Raw genomic sequence first — 21,884 nt, forward strand, 5'->3', positions numbered from 1 at the left:
AGCCACTCTAGCGAACGTTAAAGCCTCGGATGAATTTGTTGAATTTGTCCACTGCGAATACCAATTAGCTCTTGCGCTTGATGAAGATGGGAAAGCAGCGTTTGGGGCAAGTTCACGCAGTCATCCAGGGCGATCGCCCTAGCCTGCACCTCAGTCAGGCACTCCAATTCATAGGGCTGAATGCAGGTCAGATGCTGTCCGACCTAATCGCCTGCTCCCCAAAATCCCAAACCGACAATCGTGCCGTCTCCCATCAGCGTATAGGCTCGCACCGCACCGCTTTCTATCAGCCAGAGGTGCTGCGGATAGGCGGGGAGAGACTCCCGACGCTTGAATGAGCGCTTGGTAGCCGGATTAAGCTTTAGCATGGTTGGGGTCAACGATAGGCGGGGCTGGAGCAAACGATTCAGTGGGCAACTGCCTGTTCAAGCAGTTCTGCTATGGAACTTAACTCAGTGAGCTTGCACCTGTTTCACACCCTGATGGCACAGGGTGATCGCGCACCTTGGGCAGGATTCTCAACTGCTGGGGCAAAGCTCGGCATTTCTTGTCGGCAACTTGGACAGAACCAATACACTCCTGAGCTACGAAAATGGCGCAATAGGCTTGTGTTGCAGCAAAGACATCGGCTCATAGGCTGTTTACTTTTCGAGGGGCTTGTGAAATCGAGCAATGCGCCTAGGTAGACGGGTCACACCCAATCCAGAGATTGGCGCGACTTATTCACCCTATTTTTGACATTAATTCTCAATAAGTCAAGCGAAAGTAATCCAGACTCGCAGAGAAAACCTAGGCGAAAACTGAGACAAGGGCAGAGCAACAGGCTACCCTATGTGCCTTTCCCTAACCGCGAGTTTCGCTTCACGAAGTCCGAATCTCGCGAAGTGCTGGATTCCCTGGAGCGCTCCGGAAAGTGAAGTCTGCTCAGGGATTGATGGCAACGATTGAGCGTAATTGTGCGGGGGATGGGTAGGATGAAACTAGGAAAACTAGAGCGGCAATGCTGTTTTCAATGGTTCAGACGATTAAGATAGATTAAGAACTGTTTGTCTGTTACCCAATGACTCCAATTCCGACTGTGCTAGAGGCGAGCAAACCGCCTCGTCTCAATGCGCCAACGGTTCACCGACTCCCGGATGGGTTAACCATTGTTGCCGAACAAATTCCCGTAGAAGCTGTGAACCTGAGCCTGTGGCTGGGGGTGGGGTCTGCGGTTGAAACAGATGCCATCAACGGCATGGCGCATTTTCTGGAGCATATGGTGTTTAAGGGCACGGCCCGGCTCCAGAGTGGCGAGTTTGAGCGGCTGATCGAACAGCGTGGCGCAGTCACCAATGCCGCCACCAGCCAGGACTACACCCATTACTACATCACCACGGCTCCGCAGGATTTTGCAGCGCTGGCCCCGCACCAGATCGAGGTGGTGCTGAACGCCGCGATTCCCGATGAAGCCTTTGAGCGAGAGCGCCATGTGATTTTGGAAGAAATTCGCCGGGCAAACGACAATCCGCAGCGACGCACGTTCTACCGGGCGATGGAGATGACTTTTGGGCGATCGCCCTACCGCCGCCCGGTTCTCGGTCCTGCCTCTGTGATTGAAGCGCTCACGGCGCAGCAGATGCGCGACTTTCACCAGACCTGGTATCAGCCGCAATCCATGACTGCCGTGGCGGTCGGCAACCTGCCCGTTGAGCAATTGGTGGAAATCGTGGCGGAGGGCTTCGCGCAGACCCAAGCGCATCGGGTCCAGCCCGCCCCCCCGACCCTGCAAGAGCCGCTGCACACCGAGCCAGAGCCGCCGTTTCAGTCTATCCATCGCTATGAGCAGACCGATCCCACCCTCCAGCAGGCTCGACTGGTGATGACCTGGCGCGTGCCGGGGATGGACAGCCTGCCCCAGACCTACGCGCTGGATGTGTTGGCATCGGTGCTGTCGCAGGGACGAACCTCGCGGCTAGTGCGCGATCTGCGGGAAGATCGGCGGCTGGTGTCGGGCATTTCTGCTAGCAACATGACTTACACCCATCAGGGCGTGTTCTATATTTCTGCCCAGTTGCCCGCTGAGAATCTGGACGAGGTGGAAGCGGCGATCGCCCAGCATATCCGCCGTCTGCAAACCGAACCCGTCACCGACTTCGAGATTCAGCGTATCCGCACCCTCGTCGCCAACCGCTTTGTGTTTGGCAACGAAACACCCGGCGATCGCGCTGGGCTTTATGGCTATTATCATTCTGTCGTCGGCGATTTGCAGCCTGCCCTGCTCTATCCCACCCACATCCAGTCCGTCGAAGCTGCTGACCTGATGGCTGCCGCCCAGTGCTACCTCTCTCCCGATGCCTACAGCGTGGTCATCCTTAAGCCTGAGACCTGATCCTCCACCCCTTATCCCTGCTTCATGTGGAATGCGATCGCCGATCACATCCGCCAAGTCACCGGAGCGCCGCTGGGCAGCCTGCGGCAGCGCCCCGTTGGCGGCGGCAGCATCAACCAGGGTTACGCGCTGACAGATGAGCGCCATGCCTATTTCGTCAAGCTGAACCAGGCGACTCGTGTGGCCATGTTTGAGGCAGAAGCTCTAGGGCTACGCCAGATGGCGGCGACCCGCACGATTCGTGTGCCGCAGCCGCTCTGTTGGGGCACGGCAAATGGCTCGGCGTATCTGGTTCTGGAATGGTTGGACTTTGGCTATGGCACGCACCGCAGTTGGGCGGAGATGGGGCGCAACCTAGCGGCGATGCACCGGGTCACGAGCGATCGCGGCTTTGGATGGGAGATGGACAACACCATCGGCTCCACGCCCCAGCCCAACCCCTGGACGGCAAGCTGGGTGGATTTTTGGGCAGAGCATCGCATCGGTTACCAGCTTCATTTAGCGAAAAAACGCGGCGGACACTTTCCAGAGGGCGATCGCCTTCTGGACGCAATTCCCAAGCTGCTCCAGGGACACAACCCTCTACCCTCGCTGGTTCACGGCGATCTGTGGTCGGGCAATGCCGCCGTCACGAAGCTAGAGGAACCCGTCATCTTTGACCCAGCCACCTACTTTGGCGATCGCGAGGTCGATCTCGCTATGACCGAACTCTTCGGCAGCTTCCCCAACGATTTCTATCGCGCCTACAACGAAGCCTTTCCCCTGGAACCCGGCTACGCCCAGCGCAAAACGCTCTACAACCTGTATCACATCCTGAATCACTTCAACCTCTTTGGCAGCGGCTATGAAGGGCAGGCGAGAAGGATGATAGAGGGTTTGCTGAGGCTGGTGTGAGAGAGGTAATAGAGTGATGGATGTAGTGGAGTGACGGAGTGATGGAGTGACGGAGTGATGGAGATTAAGTTTTCTCTGCCTCTTTCTCTCTCCTGCTGTCTCCTCAACCCAACCCCCAACCCCTAACCCCCAACCCCTAGATCCTCCCAGTGCCGCACTAGCTCCGCGACCGACCAGGCCTGGGCGATCGCCCCTTGCGGATCGTGCGGCGGGTCACCGTCGAAGATTTCGGAGATGGAGCCGAGGCAGGCTTGGTTGGTGAAGTGGTCGAGCAAGGGCTGGGCATCCCACGGCAGCGGCTCGTTGGGATAAAACCGCTGCCAGGCGCGAATGAAGGGCCCGATTAGCCAGCTCCAGACGGTGCCCTGATGATAGGCGTGGTCACGATGCACGGGGTCGCCGATGTAGCGGCCGACGTATTGGGGATCGCTGGGATCGAGCGATCGCAGTCCATAGGGGGTCAAGAGGCGATCGCGGGCGGTCACTAGCGCCTTTTTGCCTTGCAGGTCAGAAAATCCGCAATGGCTGAGCGACAGCGCAATCACGGCATTTGGGCGAATCTGCACGCTGGGATTATCGCCGGGGTCGATCAGGTCATATAGATAGCCCAGCCGTCCGTTCCAGAACTTTTGCAGAGAGGCTTTCACCTGCTCGGCCTGCTGCCCATAGCGGCGGGCGTGGTTAGCATAGTTGGCGGGTTCTTCGCCGTTGCCGCCTTTTTCGGCCAGCCAGGTGGCCCAGCGCTCCGCCCAGCACAGCGCCGAATACCACAAGGCGTTGATTTCTACACACTTGCCCTGGCGCGGCGTGGCGGGTTCGCCATTCACCACAGCATCCATCCAGGTCAGCGCAAACCCCGGATGCTCCCAAGTCACCAGCCCGTCCATCGCGTCGATGCGGATATTGTAGGACGTACCCGTGGCAAAGGATTTATGGATTTGCCGGACGACGGGATATTGCTGCACCAAAAAGTCCCAATCCTGGCTAGCTTCCAGGTACAGGCCCAGAACCTCTACCCACCACAGCGCTGCGTCGATGCTGTTGTAAATCGGGTGTGCGCCATTGTCGGGGAAGGTGTTGGGAATCAGCCCGCCCTGGCAGTATTTGCCAAACGACTCCAGCAGCCCCCGCGCTAGGTCAAACCGCTGCGTCGCCAAACACAGCCCCGGCAGGGCGATCAGCGTGTCGCGGCCCCAGTCGCTAAACCAGTGATAGCCCGCAATCACCGTCGGGCCGCCAATAGAGGCGCGATAGGCGATGAACTGGTCGCTGGCGCGGAGCAGGGCGGCGAGTGCTGACTCTGCGGGGGAAAGATGGGGCGCAGCAAAGGCGACGGCGGGCGATCGCCCCCGTTCAGTCGTCTTCAGCATTGGCATAAAGACTTGTCTGAGTCGCGCCTGTTCTGCCTGGAGCGCGGCTTCAAACGTCTCGTTACTAGGCGGCGCGAAGGGGCGCAGCGGATTTATGGTGCGGACGCGAGCCTCTAGTACCAGGCTCTGCCCCGGATGGAGCAGTATTGCCAGATGTCCGGGGCTGTACAAATCTTCGCGATCGCCCAGGCCGCGCCGCGTCTCTTCGGGATAGCGATAGTCCCAATACCATGTCCCGTCGGGGTAATAGTCGCCCTGGCTCCAGCTCAGTTGCCAGGACGTGCCCACCCAACTGCCGCGCGTCGCCTGGATCGACACACGGTTGGGTTCGACCAGTTGCGAAAAGTTCAAGTCGGAAGCGGGGTCAGAACTGGCGTGCTGTTGATGGTGAAAGTTGCGATCGCCCACCAGCGGCCGCAGGTTCACCCAGGCAGGCTCCCGACCGGCATAGCGATAGCGAATGTAAACCTGATGTTGCAATCGGGGTTCGGGTTTGCCGTCGGGATGGGGCAACAGCCCGTGCGTCATCAAAATTTCGCGGGTCAGCGTCCAGTTCGTCGTGCCCCAAACCCACGTCGGCACGGGGTCAATCGAAAAAGATTGCAGCAGCTTGTAGCCCACAGGCGACACCGAGCCGCTGCCCCAATAGTTTGTACCCAGCGGATAGCCCTCACCCGCAATATCCAGATACGCCTCCACTCGTGACAGCAGCAGCGTCCGCTGACCCGGCGGCGACACCGCTGCAAACAGCCAGCCGTGATAGGTGCGCGTGTGTGCGTCAGCAACGGTGCCGCTGGCGAAGCTGCCCAAGCCGTTGGTCAGGAGCCATTCGCGGGTATCTAGAAAGTCCATAAGGGTGTAAAGGCTAAGCGAACCGCTAGTCTACTACAGGCGCAACTCGCGAAGAATTAAGACTGTATGAGGAAATTAGGGGTTGGGGGTTAGGGGTTGGGGGTTAGGGGTTGGGTTCAAGCTGATTTTTGGTGCGCGGTGTAAGAAAATCCAGCCCTTTCAGGCAGCTTCTCCAGGCCGCGTCAAGATAGGCGCAAAAACTTTAGTCAAAATCGTTATGACTATGATATAGTCGTAACAGTTCTCAATCTCGGAACTGTGGCGAGGCAATGCCGAACGTTGCTCGCCAGATTATCTAAGGAAACTATAGACGCATTAGGAAGTTCTAAGGAGAGTACGTTTCATGACTCACAGCACCGAATGTCTTCGCGTTGGTCAAGCGGCACCTGACTTTACCGCCGAAGCAGTGGTCGATCAAGAATTTAAGACCATCAAGCTGTCTGACTATCGCGGCAAATACGTCGTTCTGTTCTTCTATCCTCTGGACTTCACCTTTGTCTGCCCGACGGAAATCACCGCTTTCAGCGATCGCCACGCCGATTTCAAAGCCATCAACACCGAAATTCTGGGCGTATCGGTAGACAGCGTGTTCTCTCACCTCGCCTGGATTCAGACCGACCGCAAGAGCGGCGGCGTGGGCGACCTGAACTATCCCCTCGTGGCTGATATCAAGAAAGAAGTCAGCGCTGCTTACAATGTGCTAGATCCCGAAGCGGGCGTTGCGCTGCGCGGTCTGTTCATCATCGACAAAGATGGCATCATTCAGCACGCCACCATCAACAACCTCGCCTTTGGCCGCAACGTGGACGAAACCCTCCGCGTGCTGCAAGCGATCCAGTATGTGCAGTCTCACCCCGATGAAGTGTGCCCTGCCAACTGGAAGCCCGGCGATGCCACGATGAACCCCGACCCTGTGAAGTCGAAGGAATTCTTCGCCGCTGTGTAGGTTTGGCGTAAGGTTTGGCTGTCTCGGTGAGCGTTCCGCAATGGATGCTCTGTAATTGCAAGACGGGAGGGTGCATTGCATCCTCCTTTTTTTTGGGAAAGGGCAATTTTTCAACAGAGTGCGGATGCTGTTTTTCTCTAAACTAAAATCCATAGCATCGAACCATCAACGTTAGAGCTTACCCAGTTGGATGGTTTTTCGCGGGCGCAGCGCACGAAAAATCATCTAAAATCCACGAAACTTGTTTCAACTGCGTAAGCCTTGAAAGTTTTTAATGAACAGGAGTAGGCCGTGAGGATTTTATATGGGCTGTCGGTGGCGGTGCTGGTGACGCTAGGTGGGGTGGGTGCAGCGGGGGCAAATCTGCCGCTCCAAGTTGGGGCATATCAGGCGGAAAATCGCAGCGCCCGCGTGGCAACGCTGAATGATCGCCTCTGTGTGCAGTTTTTTTCGCTGGGAACCATCGTGACGGCATCGATCGACCGTAGGCCCAATTCCCTGGGCGTTTATCATATTGAGCGGATGGATCAGGTGCTGGTGCAGCCGGATGTGCGATCGCTCTTGATTGGCCCACCGCATGAACTCGTCGTCTACACGCGAGTCGAGAACGTGCCGCCGGGGACGAATGTGCTGCTGCAAGAATGCCTGACCTCTCGGCGAGAATACCTGAACCAGACGAACGCAGTCGGCAGCCTGGAACCGGATGCGCTGGGTCAGACAGACTTTTACTCGGATAGCCTTCTAGGAAACTGAACGCATGGCATCAGAAACGGCTAATTCTCCAGAATCCAACGCTGACTGGATGGAAGTTGGGCGCATTGTCGGGGTGCAGGGCCTCAAAGGCGAGGTGCGCGTCTATCCGGATTCCGACTTTCCGGAGCGGTTTCTGGAGCCGGGGATGCGCTGGCTGCGATCGCCCGGAGCCGTCGCTCCCAAGCCTGTAGAACTGGTGTCTGGGCGGCTGCTGGCAGGAAAAAATCTGTATGTAGTGAAGTTTGCCGAAGTGGGCGATCGCACTCAAGCAGAGGCCCTGCGCGGCGCGGTAATGCTGGTTCCAGCGGGCGATCGCCTCCCGCTAGCGCCAGACGAGTTCCACGTCCGCGACCTGATCGGGCTGGAAGTCTGGCACCAGGTCACGCAAACCCAGGTGGGCACGGTTATAGATTTGATTGCCGCAGGCAATGACCTGCTAGAAGTGAAACTGTTAGCGCCGCAGGGTAAAACGACCACTGTGCTGATTCCCTTTGTGAGGGCGATCGTGCCCGTGGTCGATTTGCCCAGTCGCCGCCTCGAAATCACTCCACCCGATGGACTCCTGCCTTAAAGAGGAGAGAAGCCTCAGAAGTCTTCTCCTACTTTCTCTTACTTAAGGGGGATTTAAGGATTGAGGGAGATCTCAGGGCGATCGCCTCACCAAAACTCAAACCAGCCCCTAAGCCGTTGCCTTCAGCAGGTCAGTCAGCATCGACACCATCTGGTCAATATGGTGCTTCTCAATCATCAGCGGCGGCGATAGGGCAATAATGTCGCCCGTGGTGCGGATTAATAGACCCTGCTCATAGGCCCGCACAAACACATCAAAGGCGCGGGCGGTCGGCTTGCCCGGAATCGGCTCTAGCTCGATGCCGCCCACCAGACCCAGATTGCGAACGTCGATGACGTGGGGCAGCCCCTTCAGCGAGTGCAGCGCGTCTTGCCAGTAGCCCGACAGGTCGTTTGCCCGCTGGAATAGACCGTCTTCTTCATAGACATCCAGCGTCGCTAGGGCCGCCGCGCAGGCCACCGGATGCCCGGAGTAAGTGTAGCCGTGGAATAGCTCGATGGCGTTTTCGGGCCCGTGCATAAAGGCATCGTAGATATGCTTGCGGACGAAAACCGCGCCCATCGGCACGGTGCCGTTGGTAATGCCCTTCGCGACGGTGATCATGTCGGGCAGCACGCCAAAATAGTCTGCTGCAAAAGGCGCACCCAGCCGCCCAAAGCCCGTAATCACCTCGTCAAAAATCAGCAAAATGCCATACTTGTCGCAAATGTCCCGCAGGCGTTGCAAGTAGCCGACAGGGGGAATCAGCACGCCCGTCGAACCGGCCACAGGCTCCACAATCACTGCCGCAATGTTCGACGCATCGTGCAGCGCGACGATTCGCTCCAGGTCATCGGCCAGGTGTGCGCCCCAGGCAGGCTGTCCTTTGCTAAAGGCGTTGTGTTCCAGGCTGTGGGTGTGGGGCAGATGGTCTACGCCCGTCAGCAGCCCGCCAAAGAACTTGCGGACGGTGGGAATGCCGCCGACGGAGATGCCGCCAAAATTAACGCCGTGATAGCCGCGCTCGCGCCCGATCAGCCGCTGGCGAGTGCCGTCGCCTTTAGCCCGGTGATAGGCGATCGCAATTTTCAGCGCCGACTCCACCGCCTCCGAGCCAGAGTTTGCAAAAAACACATGGTCGAGATCGCCTGGCAGCATCTTCGCCAGCCGATCTGCCAGTTGAAACGCGCCCGGATGCCCCATCTGAAAGGCGGGCGCATAGTCCATTGTGTTGACCTGGCGGCTGACGGCTTCGGCAATTTTGACGCGGCAGTGTCCGGCATTGACGCACCATAGCCCCGCCGTGCCATCCAGCACTTGCCGCCCATCAACGGTCGTATAGTGCATGTCCTTCGCTGCGACAAATAGCCGGGGCTGCGCCTTAAACTGGCGATTCGCCGTAAACGGCATCCAAAATGCCTCCATCTCCGCCGGAGTGCTGGCGGCCCAAACTGGGTGGGTCAATTCTTGCACCATAATGCTGCATCGCTCCTCGCCAAATGGCTTCAGTTAAATAGCCTTCAAACGTCTGAAATACTTACCATTCAGCCATTCTAGCGCCCGCCATCACTACCTACCCCCAATTATGTCCATCCATTAACACGGCGTAAGACGAAGGGGGCAATTGAGATTACTGGGATGAGGGAGATTGTTGGGCTTTGAACCTCCCACCGTGTCACCTCCATTCCTTTGTCCCCTTGCTATACTGTAAGCAGGCGCACAAGTGCCCTTATGGGGCTGTCACGGTTTCGACGTTTTGGCGAACACTACCTTGTGATGCAGGCCGAGAGCGGGCTACCTCTCGTTAATCAATGGCTCAAACCAACGTACATGCGAACAACATCGTACCTTTTGCTCGTAAGCGCGTAGCTGTTGCTGCCGCCTAACAACCTCCTTACGGTTCGAGCGTCTGCGATTTGACTCCGTTAAGGATTGCAGACCAACCCCCAACGGATGCTCCGGATGATTGCCTCTGGTCAATCTCCGGCTAAGACTTTACCAGAGCATCCCACTGTCCGGGATAAGTGACAGTCCCCGCCCTGAGGGTAACCAGGGCTAAGCCTGTGAATGAGTGAGGTACTAATACCCAAGGCGGACAGGAGTTCGACTCTCCTCAGCTCCACTTCTTATATCGAAACCCCCGAAATCTTAAAGATTCCGGGGGTTTTGAGTTGGGAGAGAGGAACCGAGGGCGATCGCCCTCTATGTTCACCCGCCAAAATTCAACACAGTTTCCTTGAACAAATCGATCGCAGCGCGAACCGCAGTGTACCCAAAGGTCAGGACAGCCGTGGTCAGCGTTGCCCCCATAACGCACAGCACCAGCCCGCCCAGGCTGATGGCACCATCGTCGTCTAGCAGTCCGAACCCCGTGACGAAAATGCCCATCGCAGGCAGCGTGTTGGTGAGGGGGATGGGGATCATCATGGAAATGGCCATGAGGGCGATCGCCACGCCAATCACCACGCGCCCCGGCAGGCTCGTACAGACAGGCGTGAGTCGCGGCCGAGACAGCGCCTCAATCCGCCGCAGCCAGGGCAGACCGGCTTTCAGTACGCCCTGCACCTGCTTCAAATCGAGCGCGTGCTGCTTAAACTTTTCGGGAAACCAGGGCGTTTCGCGTCCTGCAATGAGCTGCACCGCTAGCAAAAACAGCAGAATGCCAAAGGGCACAGAATAGCCCGGAGCCGGAATCGGCAGCGCCGACGGCAGCGCCAGCAGCACAAACAGGAATCCAAAGATGCGTTCGCCTGCCAGATTCAAAATATCGGCTAGCGTGACTTTTTCAGGCGGGTTTTCGTCGAAAAAATAACGTTGCAGTTCCGTTGAAAGTCGAGCCACGTTGAAAGGAAATAAAAGGGACGGTGAGCGCTGACGTTTCGGACGCGACACGCCCGAAACGTCAACCGAGTGCTTTAAGTGCCAGAAGTCCAGGAGTTGATGTACTCGATTTGCTCAGGGGTGAGCGCATCGATCGCAATGCCCATCGCTTGCAGCTTCAGGCGGGCGATCTCTGCATCAATTTCCTGAGGAATGGAGTGCAATCCGGGCGAAAGCTTGCCTTTGTTTTTCACCAGATATTCGCAGGCGAGGGCCTGGTTGGCAAAGCTCATGTCCATCACGGCGCTGGGGTGCCCTTCAGCAGCGGCCAGGTTCACCAGGCGACCTTCGCCCAGCACGACGACCGATTTGCCGTTGGACAGCTTGTATTCTTCTGTGAAGGGACGGACGGTTTTAATTTCGGCAGCGCGGTCTTTTAGCGCTACCAGATCGATTTCGATGTCGAAGTGGCCGGAGTTGCAGATGATTGCCCCGTCCTTCATGCGGTCGAAGTGTTCGCCGCGAATGACGTGCTTGTTGCCCGTCACGGTGATGAACAGGTCGCCCTGGGGAGCGGCGATCGCCATCGGCACGACGCGGAAGCCATCCATCACGGCTTCTAGCGCTTTAATCGGGTCGATTTCGGTGACAATCACATTTGCGCCCATGCCGCGTGCCCGCAGCGCTGTACCCTTGCCACACCAGCCGTAGCCCGCGACGACGACCGTCTTGCCCGCCAGCAGAATATTCGTGGCGCGGATGATGCCGTCCAGGGTAGATTGACCGGTGCCGTAGCGGTTGTCAAAGAAATGCTTGGTGTCGGCATCGTTGACATTCATCGCTGGGAAGGTCAATACGCCATCGCGCAGCATCGCTTGCAGGCGCACGATTCCCGTAGTGGTTTCTTCCGTCGTGCCGATCAGGTCGGAGATTTGCTCCTGACGCTCCTGAATCAGCGTGGCCACTACATCGCTGCCGTCGTCGATGATCAGGTTTGGGCGGTGATCCAGCGCAGTCTGCACATGGCGATGGTAGGTGGCGTTGTCTTCGCCCTTGATAGCAAAAACGGGAATGCCGTAGTCGGCGACTAGACTGGCAGCCACGTCATCCTGCGTAGACAGCGGGTTGCTGGCGATGAGCAGGGCATCGGCTCCGGCGTTTTTGAGGGCGATCGCCAGATGAGCCGTTTCCGTAGTGACATGGCAGCAGGCGACGAGACGAATCCCCGCCAGCGGCTTTTCCGCTGCAAAGCGGTCTTGAATCTGGCGCAGCACGGGCATTTCCCGTCCGGCCCACTCAATGCGCTGTTTCCCCAGGCTGGCTAGGGACAGATCTTTGACTTCGTGTTTTACCTGAGTTGTCGTGGTCATTGAGGTTCGAGGTTGAGGGTTTGCATGTAGAAATTTATGCCAGGACGATCTTAACGCTCTTGACCCCGAACACCTAAAAAGTTGGCGTGGAAGTTGGAGCAGAAGAGGCTTGCGCGGGTGGAAAAGCCTTAAAAACTACTGTCGGGAATCCGTATTTTTGTCCTTGTATCAAGTAGATACGCTATACGGCATAGTGAAAATAGATGGGTAAGCGCAGACAGGCTGCTAGCTTTGGTTTGCGTTTTACTGCCGTTTTCGAGCAGCTTAGCCTGGAGGATGATCGCAGATACGAGCAACGTTAATTGGTTTACGTAGCTTTAATAACTTTCTCTTATGAAAGTTTCGGATATGATGATACTTAAGGACAGCGTGTTCAATCGCTCTTTCCCATTAAGCTGGGTAAGCTTCAGATCAGCGCTCTGGTTTTCCTGAAGTTGCAGGAAATTCGGGGGCTTCTCCGTTTCCCAGCGCCAGCCCAAACCCGGACTAGGGTTCTGTAGCTTCAAGGCTGCAACTCCAGAGATGTTGAGGGTTTTAGGCTGTTTGTCGAGTTCTAAATGATTCATTTATGGAACCTGGTAGTCGAAACGACACCTCTCCTGAACCTCCGCTTTACCGCGCTGCTGAGATTGCAGGCACCTTCATTGCCGTGTTGACGCTGGTTGTTCCTGTGGCGGCGATCGCCTATTTTTCAACCCCGATCACGCCCTCCTCATTGCCGACTCGAACCATCCGAGCGCCTGCGGTCGCAGCACCTGCGGTCACTGAGTCATCAATTTGGAATCGTCACCATCCTTTGCAGCCCAAGTGATTGACCGACCAGGGATGGGGGTGCTACTGCTGGATGAGCCAGCAGGCAGAGGGAAAAATCAGGTATTCCAAGAAAAAGAGCTTCCAGATGAACTGATAGAATCGAGCGATCGCCCTGCGGTCGTCCAAGTTGACCTGTCGCTGCTGCCACCAGAGGGCCGCCAGCGCCAGTCCGTGCGTCGCCACCAGCCAGCCCGTAGAGGCGCGAGACAGAGCGGGTGCAGCCACAATGATGCCCCCATAGCAAGCGCTGATCAGTCCCAGCACGATGCGAAACACGGGGCGCTTGCCCAGGCTGAGGGCAAAAGTGCGGATGTGGTAGCGGCGATCGCCCTCCAGGTCGGGAATGTCTTTGCAGAGGGCGATCGCCCCCGTGAAGCCAAGAATGAACAGCGTCAGTGCCCAAACTTCTGCCGGGATGTCGCTGGGCAGCCCCAGCACATTGCTAAAGTGCAGAAACAGCCCCAGGTTTACAATTGCGCCGCGCACCGTGAAGATACACAGCGAGGCCCACACGGGAAACCGCTTCAGACGGATGGGCGGCAATGAGTAGGCTGTGCCAATCAGCAGGCTAAGTCCGACCGTCGCCAGCAGCCATGGCCCACCCCCCGCCGCCAGCATCAACGCCAGCAGCCCACAAGTTGCCACAATTGCCCAGCCCTGCTGCCGCGAAAACTCGCCCGATGCCAGCGGCAGGTGCGGCTTGTTGATTCGGTCAATATCCACATCCTCAAGCTGGTTTAGCCCGACGATGTAGACATTACCGCAGAGACAGGCGAAGAGGGCAATTCCCATGAGGATCGCTTCGCGAATCGCCACGGCTTCCCACGAGACACTGAACGGTTGGGCAACCTGAGAGCGGGCGATCGCAAAAATTCCTGCCACGCTGAGCGTTGTCCCGATAATCGTATGGGGTCGAGAAAATTTCCAAAAAGCGTAGAGCGCAGTAGATGCGGTAGAAGCTGACTTGGGCGAACGATCATCCATTAGAAATTCATTAAGCGTGTATAGGTATAGCAGGTGCAACATCTGGTGAAACATCTGATGCAACTTCTAGCGCAACATCCGGTGCAACGGATCATGCAATCATGCAAAACATTCAACTCCCGCCTCTACCGTGCCGATCCTCGGTCAGCGGATCAGTGGAAATACGGGAAATCCTGTCAGGACTTAGGATAGTTCACCTGTTGGGCGATCGCACGTTCCCTGCCCAAAAGTCCCGTGGCCAGTCCGAAAAACTGACCCGCTTTTTCCCGACTCGCAAATTTGCTGCATAACCTGGGAATCAAGGGGTTAGGGTTCACAAAGACGAAGCCAAGTCAGGACTGACCCGCTCGAAGCCGCCGAGCCTGAATCCCTCAGCCCTCTTACTCTCAACTCGCGCTCTCACCGCCATCCATGTCTACCTACGCCCAGCACGCCGGCCAGCACCTCGCGCAACTGCTCCAGTCGCGCACCGTTCCTCAGCTTGAGCAAGCCCTCCAGCCCAAGCCCCAGGAGCCGCCGCCCCAGTTTCCTGGCGGGTCGCGGATTACGCCTGCTGCCGTCGATCGCCGCTGGAAGGCCCTGGGCGCAGCGGAGAACCTGCAAGCTGCCCTGCTCGATCCGCAAACGGCTGAGCAGATGGAGGCTTACCGCAACAACATTGAGAACTTCATCGGGCACGGTCAAGGTTCCTGTCGGTATTGCCGGGCCGCTGCGGGGTGAATGGTCTGTTTGCCCAGGGCGATTACTACGTGCCCTTGGCAACGACGGAAGCAGCGCTGGTTGCCTCCCTATAGCCGGGGGGCACACCTGCTAACGGCGGGCGGGGCGGCTGCACCACACTGCTGCTGAATGAGGGTCTGAGTCGCGCTCCAGGCTTTGCCTTTGCCAATTTGATCGATGCAGGCAAGTTTGTCATGTGGGCGATCGCCCAGCAAGACACCTTCCGCCAGGTCGTCGAAGCCACCACGCGCCACGGCAAGCTGATCGACCTGCGGGTGACTGTCGAGGGCAACCACGTCTACCTCGACTTCCAGTTCACCACGGGCGATGCCTCCGGGCAAAACATGGTAACCATCGCCACCCAGGCCATTTATGACTACATTCAGCAGCACGCGCCAATCCAGCCGCAGTATGCCTTCGTAGAAGCCAACCTGTCGGGCGACAAGAAAGCCAGCGCCCAGTCGTTTCTGTCGGTGCGCGGCAAGAAAGTCACCGCTGAGGCCACCCTGCCCGCCGATCTGGTCGCAAAATGCCTGCACGCCACACCCACCCAAATGGTGGACTATTGGCGGATGTCGGCCCTGGCGGGCACGCTGACGGGCACTATCGGCGTGCAGGGCCACTACGCCAACGGCCTCGCCGCCCTCTATCTCGCCTGCGGGCAGGATGTCGCCTGCGTCGCCGAGTCTGCTGTGGGGGTTACTCGCTTTGAAGTCACGCCCGACGGTTCTCTATATGCCGCTGTGACCCTGCCGAATCTCGTGGTGGGCACAGTCGGCGGCGGCACGGGACTGCCCAGCCAGCAGGCGTGTCTAACCCTGCTGGGACTGGCTGGTAGTGGTCACGCCCGCGCCTTTGCCGAAGTTTGCGCCGGACTGCTGCTGGCAGGCGAACTTTCGATCATCGGCGCACTGACCTCCGGTGAGTTTACCCGTGCCCATGAACGGCGGGCCCGGCGCAAGGGAACCGGAGAGGGAAAGCAGCAGTGAAGGAATGGGGCGGTTTGTACGTTCCTCGATACGCCACTCATGCCCAACCCTCACTCTCCCCAAACATGCACCACCAACTCCCGCGTATGACTGTGGCGGCGGTGTTCCCAGATGTAGATGCCCTGCCAGGTTCCCAACAGTAAGCGACCATTGCCGACCGGGATTTGCTCGGAGGTATGGGTTAGCACGGTGCGGATGTGGGCGGGCATGTCGTCCGGCCCTTCGGCGCTGTGAATGTATTGATAGCCTTCAGGAACCAGTTTTGACAGAAAGGTTTCTAGATCCCGCAACACGTCGGGATCAGCATTTTCCTGAATGATTAGGCTGGCAGAAGTGTGGCGCAGGAACAGATTGCACAGTCCGGTGCGAATGCCCGACTCGGCGACGATCTGCGCCACCTGAGCCGTGACTTTTTGCAGCGTTTTGCCTTGGGTGGAGATGCGGAGAATTTGCTGGTGCTGCATGGTCGAGGCGGAGTTCTGTTGAAAAAGAGTTAGGAATCAGGAATTGGCGTGGAATTTGCGGGATTGCCAGACGTAGAGCCGCCAGATCAGCCGACACAGGGCGTAGAAGGCAACAGTGAGCAAGACCACGCCCAGCGCCAGGAAAACGAATTGCAGCAGGGCACTGAGAAAGACGGCGGCGACGAGGGCGATCGCCATCAGGTTCACCACCCAGTCGAACGGGGTGCGGCGATGGGGGGCGATCGCCTCTGGGCAAAACGGCTGGGGATACAGCACCTCCGACCCCTCAGCAGACAGGTCTGAGCAGGGCAGCGGCTTGGCGAAGGTGGAATGGACGACATTCATGAATCGTCAAAAATTCGTCAGAAGCAACGCGAACCATTTTGACCCAAAGTGGGAAGACTGAGCAGTGTTTGCAGTGACACAAATGAGGGCTGACCGGGACTGACGTTGTTGAATGATTTCTCGCAGATGCAGTATAAAAATTTTCCTCTGATTCGAGTGAATCAGCCTTATAAACAGGAGGACTTTCGAGCTGCATCCCTCTGCCCGACGTTTCCCCTCGCGCCCTTGATCATGACCTCAGTATCGATGCCCACCTATCCCCAAGTCTTCATTCAGGATCAGCATGACGCTGGCACTGCTAGATTATGAATCAGGTTCGATTCGCCTCAGCGGACAGCATGAGGAAATGCTCGTCGTTCGCGATGGCGGCGTTGTCGAGCGCATTGACACGATAGATCTAGGATTCCCGGTGGGGCTAGTGTCGGAGATTACGGATTTTGTGAACCAGACCGAAGTAAAACTCAACCCAGGCGATGGTGTGGTGCTGTACACAGACGGCATCACCGAAGCCGCAGATCTAGATCGAAACCTGTACGGACTGGAGCGGCTGTGTCAGGTGGTGAGCCAAAACTGGCATCTTCCTGCGGATATGATTCGTCAGCGAGTCATTAGGACGTTGGAGCATGGCATTGAATCAGGACAAGGGCAATTCGCGAAGCGATCCCTCCGGCGATCGCCCCATGATGCGCCGCTGTTTGGAGCTAGCCCAGCGGGCCCGTGGCAAAACCGCCCCAAACCCGATGGTGGGTGCGGTGGTGGTCAAAGACGGGCAAATCGTGGGCGAAGGCTTTCATCCGCAGGCAGGGCAGCCCCACGCCGAAGTATTCGCGCTGCGAGAAGCGGGCGATCGCGCTGCGGGGGCGACGGTTTACGTCAACCTGGAGCCGTGTAGCCACTTTGGCCGCACGCCGCCCTGTGCCGATGCGCTGATTGCGGCGGGCGTGGCGCGGGTGGTGGTGGGCATGGTCGATCCCAATCCCCAGGTGGCAGGGCGCGGGCTGGAAAAACTGCGGGCGGCGGGCATTGCCGTCACGGTGGGCGTGGAGGAAGCTGCTTGCCAAGCACTCAACGAACCGTTTATCTATCGCGTCACGCACCAAACACCGCTGGGCATTTTGAAATATGCCATGACGCTGGACGGCAAAATTGCCACGACGACGGGCCATAGCGCCTGGGTTACATCGCCCGCCTCGCGCCAGGTAGTGCATGAGCTACGGGCTGGGTGCGATGCAGTGGTCATAGGCGGCAATACGGTGCGGCGTGATAATCCGCTGCTGACCAGCCACGGGCAGGGCCACAATCCCCTGCGCGTGGTCATGAGTCGTCGGCTAGATCTGCCCGCTGACGCGAAGCTCTGGCAGACCGCCGAAACGCCCACCGTCGTTTTCACGGAAACGGGCGCAAATCCCGACGTTCGGCAGCACTTGCAAAAACTTGGCGTGGAGGTAGTGGAGCAACCGGATTTAACGCCCGCAGCGGTTATGGCGGATTTGTATCATCGGGGCGCAATGGCTGTGCTGTGGGAATGCGGCGGCACACTGGCGGCAAAGGCGATCGCCGATGGGTCTATCCAAAAAGTCCTCGCCTTTATCGCACCCAAAATCATCGGCGGCGCAGCGGCTCCGTCTCCCGTCGGCGATCTGGGTTTGACCCTGATGACCGAGGCGATCGCCCTTGAGCGCGTCCAGTGGCGGACGATTGGGCAAGACCTGCTGATCGAGGGCTACTTGCCGCGTTGACAGTCAGCATCACGTTCGTCGGATTCCGGCTCGAACTGATTGATTTCTGAAATCCACTCCCTGAACCCCTGCACCCGTTCTCGAACCGCTGCACACAGCCAGCCGTCGTATTGCGGATACACGGGCAAGCGGGGTACGAGTTGCCAGCCAGCAGGCTGAATCTGCGCTGCTAATTTCTGGGCGTTTGGATGGGCGTAGTCAGGATTCACTTCATCAATGGGGCTGATGCCGCCGAGATCGGTGGCTCCGGCGGCGAGGCAGTCCAGCAGGGTTTGGAGCGATACCAGGTTGGGGGGAATTTGGATCGCGATATCGGCGGGAAGAATCTGGCGGGCGATCGCCACCACCTCTGTCAGCCGCTCTAGCGAAAAGGGTTCGCCAATTTCCGCCTGCGAGGAGCCGGGGCTGTGGGGCTGCAAGATCACTTCCTGGATGTGGCCATAGCGGCGGTGGAGTTGGGCGATCGCTTCTAGCGTCCCTGCCCAGTCGTCCGCCGTTTCGCCAATGCCCAGCAGCAGCCCGGTGGTAAACGGAATTCGCAGTTCCCCGGCCCACGCAAGCTGTTGCAGTCGCACCTCCGGCTGTTTACTGGGCGCGTGGCGATGCACCGTCTGCATCAGGGCGGGCGTGACTTGCTCCAGCATCAGCCCCATCGAGGCGTTTACCTGTTTCAACTGCGCCAACTCCTCATAGCTCAGCGGGCCCGCGTTGGTGTGTGGCAAAAAGCCCAGCCGCAGCGCCAGTTCGCACAGGTCATAGATCCGCTGAAACCAGGCGGCGCGGCGACGGCTCTGGGGATGCACTTCGCCGCTGAGAATCAGCGCTTCGATCACGGAGCCACCGGGGAGCGATCGCAGCCTGGATTCTGCCTGTTCCAGCGACAGCCACCGATCCGTTCCAGGTTCGGCGCGAAAGTTGCAATAGGTGCAGCGATTAAAGCATTCGTAGGTCGGAACGAGCGTGTAGGACGGGCTGTAGGTAACGCGGCGCATTTGGACGGACGCTGGCGATGAGGTTGATCCGCATAAAGTTTGCAATACTGTGGACATGACCCATTGTGCGGCAGTGTCAGCGTTCATCAAATCTGCTCCTGTCCTAAGCATCCCATTGTCCTGATACAAACCCTTTCCCCACAATGCATCCCCTGCTCACGGGCCCGCTCACGCTCGAAAGCGTCACGGTTCGTATTGCCGACCTGCCGCCTTCCTGCGACGGACTGCGAATCGCCCAGCTTTCCGATTTTCACTATGACGGGCTGGGCCTATCGGATACCCTGCTGGAAGAGGCGATCGCCCTCGTCAACCGACTCCAGCCCGATTTGGTGGCGCTGACGGGCGATTTTGTCACCCATGACCCCAGCCCCATCGAGCCGCTGTCTGAGCATCTCAAGATGCTGCACAGCCGACTGGGAAGTTTTGCGGTGCTGGGCAACCACGATTCCTATCGGCCCGGCGCGGCGGATTATATTACTCGCACGCTCACTGCGGCCGGCATCGAGGTGCTGCGAAACCAGATTGCCTATCCACTGGGCGAGATGTTTCCGGTAGTAGGGCTGGCGGATTTTTGGTCGAAGGCATTTTCGCCCAAAGTGCTGGAGGCGCTGCCGCCCGACACGCCGCGCCTGGTGCTGTCGCATAATCCCGACAGCGCGGCAGAGTTGGCAAACCATCGCGTCGATTTGCAGCTTTCGGGCCACACCCACGGCGGACAGATTGTGCTTCCCGGCGTGCGATCGCCCCAGCGTCTCTATTTCAGCTTTTGCGCCAGGCTACCCCGTTCTATCCGCCGTCGGCTGCCCTTTGGCAAAAAAGAGTGCGCCCGTGTCGTCCGCCACTGGGACTGGGCGCAAGGACTGCACCAGGTGGGTAGCAATCAGCTTTATGTGAATCGCGGACTGGGCACGTATTTACCCGGTCGCTTTCTCTGCCCGCCGGAGGTGACGCTGCTCACGCTCCGCACAGCTTGAGGAATGCTGAATCGAAGCAATCTGGAATCAAAACAAAACAACCAAAAAGCAAAGTGCTGCTCACGAAGGGCAACAGATCAGAGCAAGCTCCAAGATTAGTTACCACACGCCAAGCAGCACCCTGGGCGATCGCCTTAATGATGAAAACTGACACGTCAGCGAGATTACAGTCCCAAATCTGCAAGAATGTCTGTTGCGTGGGTTTCGGTCTTCACCGAGTCATAGACCTTGGCAATCTTGCCGTCACCGTCGATCACATAGGTCACGCGCTTAGAATAGCCGCCGCCATCTACGTCGTAGGCGCTGGTTAAGATGCCGTCCACATCTGCCAGCAGCGGGAAGGGCAGGTTGAACTTCTGCGTGAAGGCCTGATGCGAGGCTTCGTCGTCGCGGCTGACCCCGAATACCACGATGTCTTTGTCCTGATAGGCACTATAGGAATCGCGAAAGCTGCACGCCTCCTTGGTGCAGCCGGGGGTGTCGTCCTTGGGGTAGAAATACAGCACGACGGTCTTGCCTGCATAGTCCGCCAGGGAAACCGTGTTGCCGTTCGTATCTTTGACCGTGAAGCCGGGGGCGTGAGCGCCAACAGAAAGAGCCATATGAAAAATCCCTTAAGTGTACACTCCGTCACAGATTGTAAGGGAAAGGTGGCTCCGGGAATTGACCTATCCAAAAATGCCGCCAAAAAACTCGATTGCTTCTTCTAGTGCGGCGATGAAGGTGTCAATTTCTTCCTTCGTGTTGTAGAAATAGAGGCTAGCGCGGGCGGTGGATTGCGCCTTCACTTCGCGGTGCAGCGGGTTTGGGGTGCAGTGGTGCCAGCGCGGATAGCGATGCCCGCCTGGTCGAGAATGGTGGATAAGTCGTGGGGATGCACTGCGCCGGTGGTGAAGGCGGCTAGGGCGGCGCGACCTTCGCCCTGGACATCGGGCTTGGGTCCGTAGGTTCGCACTTCGGGCAGTTCTGCCAGCCGCTGGAACAGGTAGGCGGTGAGGTCGGCTTCGTAGGCGTGAATTTTGTCCATGCCGATGCCGCTCAGGTAATCGACGGCCGCACCGAGGGCGATCGCCTCTGCAATGGCCGGGGTTCCTGCTTCAAACTTGTGGGGAATGTCGGCGTAGGTGGCGTGGTCAAGGAACACATCGGCAATCATTTCGCCCCCGCCCAAAAATGGCGGCATGGCCCGCAGCACTTCTTTTTTGCCATAGAGGAAGCCGATACCCGTCGGCGCACACATTTTGTGACCCGATGCCACCAGCCAGTCGCAGTCCATCGCCTGCACGTCGATCGGCATGTGGGGCACGCTCTGGCAGGCATCGATCAGCACTTTTGCGCCAACCTTGTGCGCTGCCGCTGCGATTTCCGTTACCGGGTTAATGCAGCCCAGCGTGTTGGACACATGCACCACCGACACCAGCTTGGTTTTATCCGACAGCAGCGATTGGTAATGCTCGAAGTCAAACTCTTCCGTCTTCGTCAGCCGCACAAACTTCAGCACTGCCCCGGTCTTTTGCGCCACCAACTGCCAGGGAATCAGGTTGCTGTGGTGTTCCATCACCGTCAGGATGATTTCGTCCCCCGGTTGCAGCGTGTTCATGCCCCAAGCATAGGCGACGAGGTTAATCGCTTCGCTGGCATTGCGCGTGTAGATGATTTCTTCGCGCTGTGCCGCATTCACAAACCGCTGCACCTTATCCCGCGCCCCCTCATAGGCATCGGTGGCCAGCCCGCTGAGGGTATGCACGCCGCGATGCACGTTGGAGTTATAGCGCTTGTAATAGTCCTCCAGCGCATTCAGCACCGCCAGCGGCTTTTGGGACGTGGCGGCGTTATCAAAGTAAACCAGCGGCTTCCCGTGAATGTCCTGGTGCAGGATGGGGAAGTCAGCGCGGACTTTGGTGGCGAGGGTGCGTTCTTGGGCGAGGGTCATGGCAG

23 protein-coding genes, 1 other RNA gene and 2 pseudogenes are annotated in these 21,884 nt (G+C 58.1%); 12 read left to right on the plus strand and 14 right to left on the minus strand.

All coding sequences use genetic code 11. The features are described from left to right. Positions 1–17: 17 nt before the first annotated feature. Entirely contained in the window at positions 18–167 is a 150-nt protein-coding gene (locus O77CONTIG1_RS24860) for a hypothetical protein (RefSeq protein ID WP_156435457.1), read from the minus strand. A 36-nt stretch (positions 168–203) separates the two neighbouring features. Further along, a complete protein-coding gene (locus O77CONTIG1_RS24865; protein WP_156435458.1) occupies positions 204–368 on the minus strand; it encodes a hypothetical protein in 165 nt (54 codons plus the stop codon). A 692-nt stretch (positions 369–1,060) separates the two neighbouring features. Between O77CONTIG1_RS24865 and O77CONTIG1_RS18535 the strand changes: the two genes are divergently transcribed. Both O77CONTIG1_RS18535 and O77CONTIG1_RS18540 read left to right on the plus strand, forming a co-directional pair. After that, positions 1,061–2,371 (plus strand): M16 family metallopeptidase, encoded by a 1,311-nt coding sequence (locus O77CONTIG1_RS18535; protein ID WP_068513625.1) that lies wholly within the window; start codon positions 1,061–1,063, stop codon positions 2,369–2,371. A 24-nt stretch (positions 2,372–2,395) separates the two neighbouring features. Beyond that, positions 2,396–3,265 carry a fructosamine kinase family protein gene (locus tag O77CONTIG1_RS18540; protein ID WP_068513627.1) on the plus strand — a complete coding sequence of 290 codons (870 nt, stop codon included), beginning with the start codon at positions 2,396–2,398 and terminating at the stop codon, positions 3,263–3,265. A gap of 122 nt (positions 3,266–3,387) precedes the next feature. Here the strand turns inward: O77CONTIG1_RS18540 and O77CONTIG1_RS18545 are convergent, their stop codons facing one another. Then, entirely contained in the window at positions 3,388–5,487 is a 2,100-nt protein-coding gene (locus O77CONTIG1_RS18545) for an amylo-alpha-1,6-glucosidase (RefSeq protein WP_068513630.1), read from the minus strand. 343 nt (positions 5,488–5,830) lie between these two features. Here O77CONTIG1_RS18545 and O77CONTIG1_RS18550 point away from each other — a divergent pair, with 343 nt between their 5' ends. From O77CONTIG1_RS18550 to rimM, 3 genes are all read left to right on the plus strand, one after another. Beyond that, entirely contained in the window at positions 5,831–6,433 is a 603-nt protein-coding gene (locus tag O77CONTIG1_RS18550) for a peroxiredoxin (RefSeq protein WP_068513633.1), read from the plus strand. A 291-nt stretch (positions 6,434–6,724) separates the two neighbouring features. Then, the gene (locus O77CONTIG1_RS18555; protein WP_068513636.1) at positions 6,725–7,186 is read left to right on the plus strand and encodes a hypothetical protein; all 462 of its coding nucleotides are present in this window, start codon (positions 6,725–6,727) and stop codon (positions 7,184–7,186) included. 4 nt (positions 7,187–7,190) lie between these two features. After that, complete coding sequence (rimM, locus tag O77CONTIG1_RS18560) at positions 7,191–7,757, plus strand: ribosome maturation factor RimM (RefSeq protein ID WP_068513639.1); 567 nt, start codon at positions 7,191–7,193, stop codon at positions 7,755–7,757. 108 nt (positions 7,758–7,865) lie between these two features. Here rimM and O77CONTIG1_RS18565 read toward each other — a convergent pair whose 3' ends face one another. After that, positions 7,866–9,212 (minus strand): aspartate aminotransferase family protein, encoded by a 1,347-nt coding sequence (locus O77CONTIG1_RS18565; RefSeq protein ID WP_197673239.1) that lies wholly within the window; start codon positions 9,210–9,212, stop codon positions 7,866–7,868. A gap of 257 nt (positions 9,213–9,469) precedes the next feature. Between O77CONTIG1_RS18565 and ssrA the strand changes: the two genes are divergently transcribed. Further along, positions 9,470–9,861, plus strand: a transfer-messenger RNA (tmRNA) gene (ssrA, locus tag O77CONTIG1_RS18570). Positions 9,862–9,944: 83 nt separating this feature from the next. Here ssrA and O77CONTIG1_RS18575 read toward each other — a convergent pair. The 3 genes from O77CONTIG1_RS18575 to O77CONTIG1_RS18585 form a co-directional block, all read right to left on the minus strand. After that, positions 9,945–10,577, minus strand: a complete 633-nt coding sequence (locus O77CONTIG1_RS18575; protein ID WP_068513643.1) for an exopolysaccharide biosynthesis protein — start codon at positions 10,575–10,577, stop codon at positions 9,945–9,947. A 74-nt stretch (positions 10,578–10,651) separates the two neighbouring features. Continuing rightward, positions 10,652–11,926, minus strand: coding sequence for an adenosylhomocysteinase (ahcY, locus tag O77CONTIG1_RS18580; RefSeq protein WP_068513645.1), 1,275 nt, complete (start codon positions 11,924–11,926; stop codon positions 10,652–10,654). A 317-nt stretch (positions 11,927–12,243) separates the two neighbouring features. Further along, positions 12,244–12,492, minus strand: coding sequence for a hypothetical protein (locus tag O77CONTIG1_RS18585; RefSeq protein WP_068513648.1), 249 nt, complete (start codon positions 12,490–12,492; stop codon positions 12,244–12,246). 2 nt (positions 12,493–12,494) lie between these two features. On the opposite strand from O77CONTIG1_RS18585, the gene O77CONTIG1_RS18590 reads away from it, so the two are divergent. Beyond that, positions 12,495–12,737, plus strand: coding sequence for a hypothetical protein (locus O77CONTIG1_RS18590; protein ID WP_068513651.1), 243 nt, complete (start codon positions 12,495–12,497; stop codon positions 12,735–12,737). 23 nt (positions 12,738–12,760) lie between these two features. Here O77CONTIG1_RS18590 and O77CONTIG1_RS18595 read toward each other — a convergent pair whose 3' ends face one another. Continuing rightward, on the minus strand, positions 12,761–13,777 hold the full coding sequence (locus tag O77CONTIG1_RS18595) for a homogentisate phytyltransferase (protein ID WP_317134141.1): 1,017 nt from the start codon (positions 13,775–13,777) through the stop codon (positions 12,761–12,763). A 357-nt stretch (positions 13,778–14,134) separates the two neighbouring features. Here O77CONTIG1_RS18595 and O77CONTIG1_RS28145 point away from each other — a divergent pair, with 357 nt between their 5' ends. Further along, positions 14,135–14,443 (plus strand): hypothetical protein, encoded by a 309-nt coding sequence (locus tag O77CONTIG1_RS28145; RefSeq protein WP_197673240.1) that lies wholly within the window; start codon positions 14,135–14,137, stop codon positions 14,441–14,443. Between the two features lie 25 nt (positions 14,444–14,468). On the opposite strand, the gene O77CONTIG1_RS28150 is transcribed toward O77CONTIG1_RS28145, so the two are convergent. After that, a complete protein-coding gene (locus O77CONTIG1_RS28150; protein WP_197673241.1) occupies positions 14,469–14,612 on the minus strand; it encodes a hypothetical protein in 144 nt (47 codons plus the stop codon). Between O77CONTIG1_RS28150 and O77CONTIG1_RS18600 the strand changes: the two genes are divergently transcribed. Further along, entirely contained in the window at positions 14,581–15,432 is an 852-nt protein-coding gene (locus tag O77CONTIG1_RS18600; RefSeq protein WP_286132719.1) for a hypothetical protein, read from the plus strand. The two genes, O77CONTIG1_RS28150 and O77CONTIG1_RS18600, sit on opposite strands and share 32 nt — an antisense overlap. A gap of 50 nt (positions 15,433–15,482) precedes the next feature. Here O77CONTIG1_RS18600 and O77CONTIG1_RS18605 read toward each other — a convergent pair whose 3' ends face one another. After that, positions 15,483–15,896 carry a secondary thiamine-phosphate synthase enzyme YjbQ gene (locus tag O77CONTIG1_RS18605; protein WP_068513654.1) on the minus strand — a complete coding sequence of 138 codons (414 nt, stop codon included), beginning with the start codon at positions 15,894–15,896 and terminating at the stop codon, positions 15,483–15,485. 36 nt (positions 15,897–15,932) lie between these two features. Then, on the minus strand, positions 15,933–16,241 hold the full coding sequence (locus O77CONTIG1_RS18610; protein WP_068513656.1) for a hypothetical protein: 309 nt from the start codon (positions 16,239–16,241) through the stop codon (positions 15,933–15,935). Between the two features lie 283 nt (positions 16,242–16,524). Here O77CONTIG1_RS18610 and O77CONTIG1_RS23840 point away from each other — a divergent pair. Then, positions 16,525–16,812 (plus strand): annotated as a pseudogene (locus O77CONTIG1_RS23840) (PP2C family protein-serine/threonine phosphatase); the annotation flags it as partial. A 112-nt stretch (positions 16,813–16,924) separates the two neighbouring features. Continuing rightward, the gene (ribD, locus tag O77CONTIG1_RS18620; RefSeq protein WP_317134266.1) at positions 16,925–17,980 is read left to right on the plus strand and encodes a bifunctional diaminohydroxyphosphoribosylaminopyrimidine deaminase/5-amino-6-(5-phosphoribosylamino)uracil reductase RibD; all 1,056 of its coding nucleotides are present in this window, start codon (positions 16,925–16,927) and stop codon (positions 17,978–17,980) included. Here ribD and cofG read toward each other — a convergent pair. Then, positions 17,965–19,059, minus strand: coding sequence for a 7,8-didemethyl-8-hydroxy-5-deazariboflavin synthase subunit CofG (gene cofG, locus O77CONTIG1_RS18625; protein ID WP_317134142.1), 1,095 nt, complete (start codon positions 19,057–19,059; stop codon positions 17,965–17,967). The genes ribD and cofG overlap by 16 nt on opposite strands. Before the next feature lie 56 nt (positions 19,060–19,115). Here cofG and O77CONTIG1_RS18630 point away from each other — a divergent pair, with 56 nt between their 5' ends. After that, positions 19,116–19,946: a metallophosphoesterase gene (locus O77CONTIG1_RS18630; RefSeq protein WP_068513670.1), complete on the plus strand. Its 831-nt coding sequence runs from the start codon at positions 19,116–19,118 to the stop codon at positions 19,944–19,946. Between the two features lie 164 nt (positions 19,947–20,110). On the opposite strand, the gene O77CONTIG1_RS18635 is transcribed toward O77CONTIG1_RS18630, so the two are convergent. Continuing rightward, the gene (locus O77CONTIG1_RS18635; RefSeq protein ID WP_068513673.1) at positions 20,111–20,548 is read right to left on the minus strand and encodes a peroxiredoxin; all 438 of its coding nucleotides are present in this window, start codon (positions 20,546–20,548) and stop codon (positions 20,111–20,113) included. Positions 20,549–20,614: 66 nt separating this feature from the next. Further along, positions 20,615–21,879 (minus strand): annotated as a pseudogene (locus O77CONTIG1_RS18640) (SufS family cysteine desulfurase). Between the last annotated feature and the right edge of the window lie 5 nt (positions 21,880–21,884).

This window comes from Leptolyngbya sp. O-77, assembly GCF_001548395.1.
In the GTDB taxonomy this organism is placed as follows: Bacteria; Cyanobacteriota; Cyanobacteriia; order Elainellales; family Elainellaceae; genus Thermoleptolyngbya.

Excerpts from the sequence above, each read along its gene's own strand:
- O77CONTIG1_RS24865 (WP_156435458.1), bottom strand. The coding sequence starts at position 368 with ATGCTAAAGCTTAATCCGGCTACCAAGCGCTCATTCAAGCGTCGGGAG.
- O77CONTIG1_RS18535 (WP_068513625.1), top strand. The coding sequence starts at position 1,061 with ATGACTCCAATTCCGACTGTGCTAGAGGCGAGCAAACCGCCTCGTCTC.
- O77CONTIG1_RS18540 (WP_068513627.1), top strand. The coding sequence starts at position 2,396 with ATGTGGAATGCGATCGCCGATCACATCCGCCAAGTCACCGGAGCGCCG.
- O77CONTIG1_RS18545 (WP_068513630.1), bottom strand. The coding sequence starts at position 5,487 with ATGGACTTTCTAGATACCCGCGAATGGCTCCTGACCAACGGCTTGGGC.
- O77CONTIG1_RS18550 (WP_068513633.1), top strand. The coding sequence starts at position 5,831 with ATGACTCACAGCACCGAATGTCTTCGCGTTGGTCAAGCGGCACCTGAC.
- rimM (WP_068513639.1), top strand. The coding sequence starts at position 7,191 with ATGGCATCAGAAACGGCTAATTCTCCAGAATCCAACGCTGACTGGATG.
- O77CONTIG1_RS18565 (WP_197673239.1), bottom strand. The coding sequence starts at position 9,212 with ATGGTGCAAGAATTGACCCACCCAGTTTGGGCCGCCAGCACTCCGGCG.
- ahcY (WP_068513645.1), bottom strand. The coding sequence starts at position 11,926 with ATGACCACGACAACTCAGGTAAAACACGAAGTCAAAGATCTGTCCCTA.
- O77CONTIG1_RS18585 (WP_068513648.1), bottom strand. The coding sequence starts at position 12,492 with ATGAATCATTTAGAACTCGACAAACAGCCTAAAACCCTCAACATCTCT.
- O77CONTIG1_RS18590 (WP_068513651.1), top strand. The coding sequence starts at position 12,495 with ATGGAACCTGGTAGTCGAAACGACACCTCTCCTGAACCTCCGCTTTAC.
- O77CONTIG1_RS18595 (WP_317134141.1), bottom strand. The coding sequence starts at position 13,777 with ATGTTTCACCAGATGTTGCACCTGCTATACCTATACACGCTTAATGAA.
- O77CONTIG1_RS28145 (WP_197673240.1), top strand. The coding sequence starts at position 14,135 with ATGTCTACCTACGCCCAGCACGCCGGCCAGCACCTCGCGCAACTGCTC.
- O77CONTIG1_RS18605 (WP_068513654.1), bottom strand. The coding sequence starts at position 15,896 with ATGCAGCACCAGCAAATTCTCCGCATCTCCACCCAAGGCAAAACGCTG.
- O77CONTIG1_RS18610 (WP_068513656.1), bottom strand. The coding sequence starts at position 16,241 with ATGAATGTCGTCCATTCCACCTTCGCCAAGCCGCTGCCCTGCTCAGAC.
- ribD (WP_317134266.1), top strand. The coding sequence starts at position 16,925 with ATGCGCCGCTGTTTGGAGCTAGCCCAGCGGGCCCGTGGCAAAACCGCC.
- cofG (WP_317134142.1), bottom strand. The coding sequence starts at position 19,059 with ATGAACGCTGACACTGCCGCACAATGGGTCATGTCCACAGTATTGCAA.
- O77CONTIG1_RS18630 (WP_068513670.1), top strand. The coding sequence starts at position 19,116 with ATGCATCCCCTGCTCACGGGCCCGCTCACGCTCGAAAGCGTCACGGTT.
- O77CONTIG1_RS18635 (WP_068513673.1), bottom strand. The coding sequence starts at position 20,548 with ATGGCTCTTTCTGTTGGCGCTCACGCCCCCGGCTTCACGGTCAAAGAT.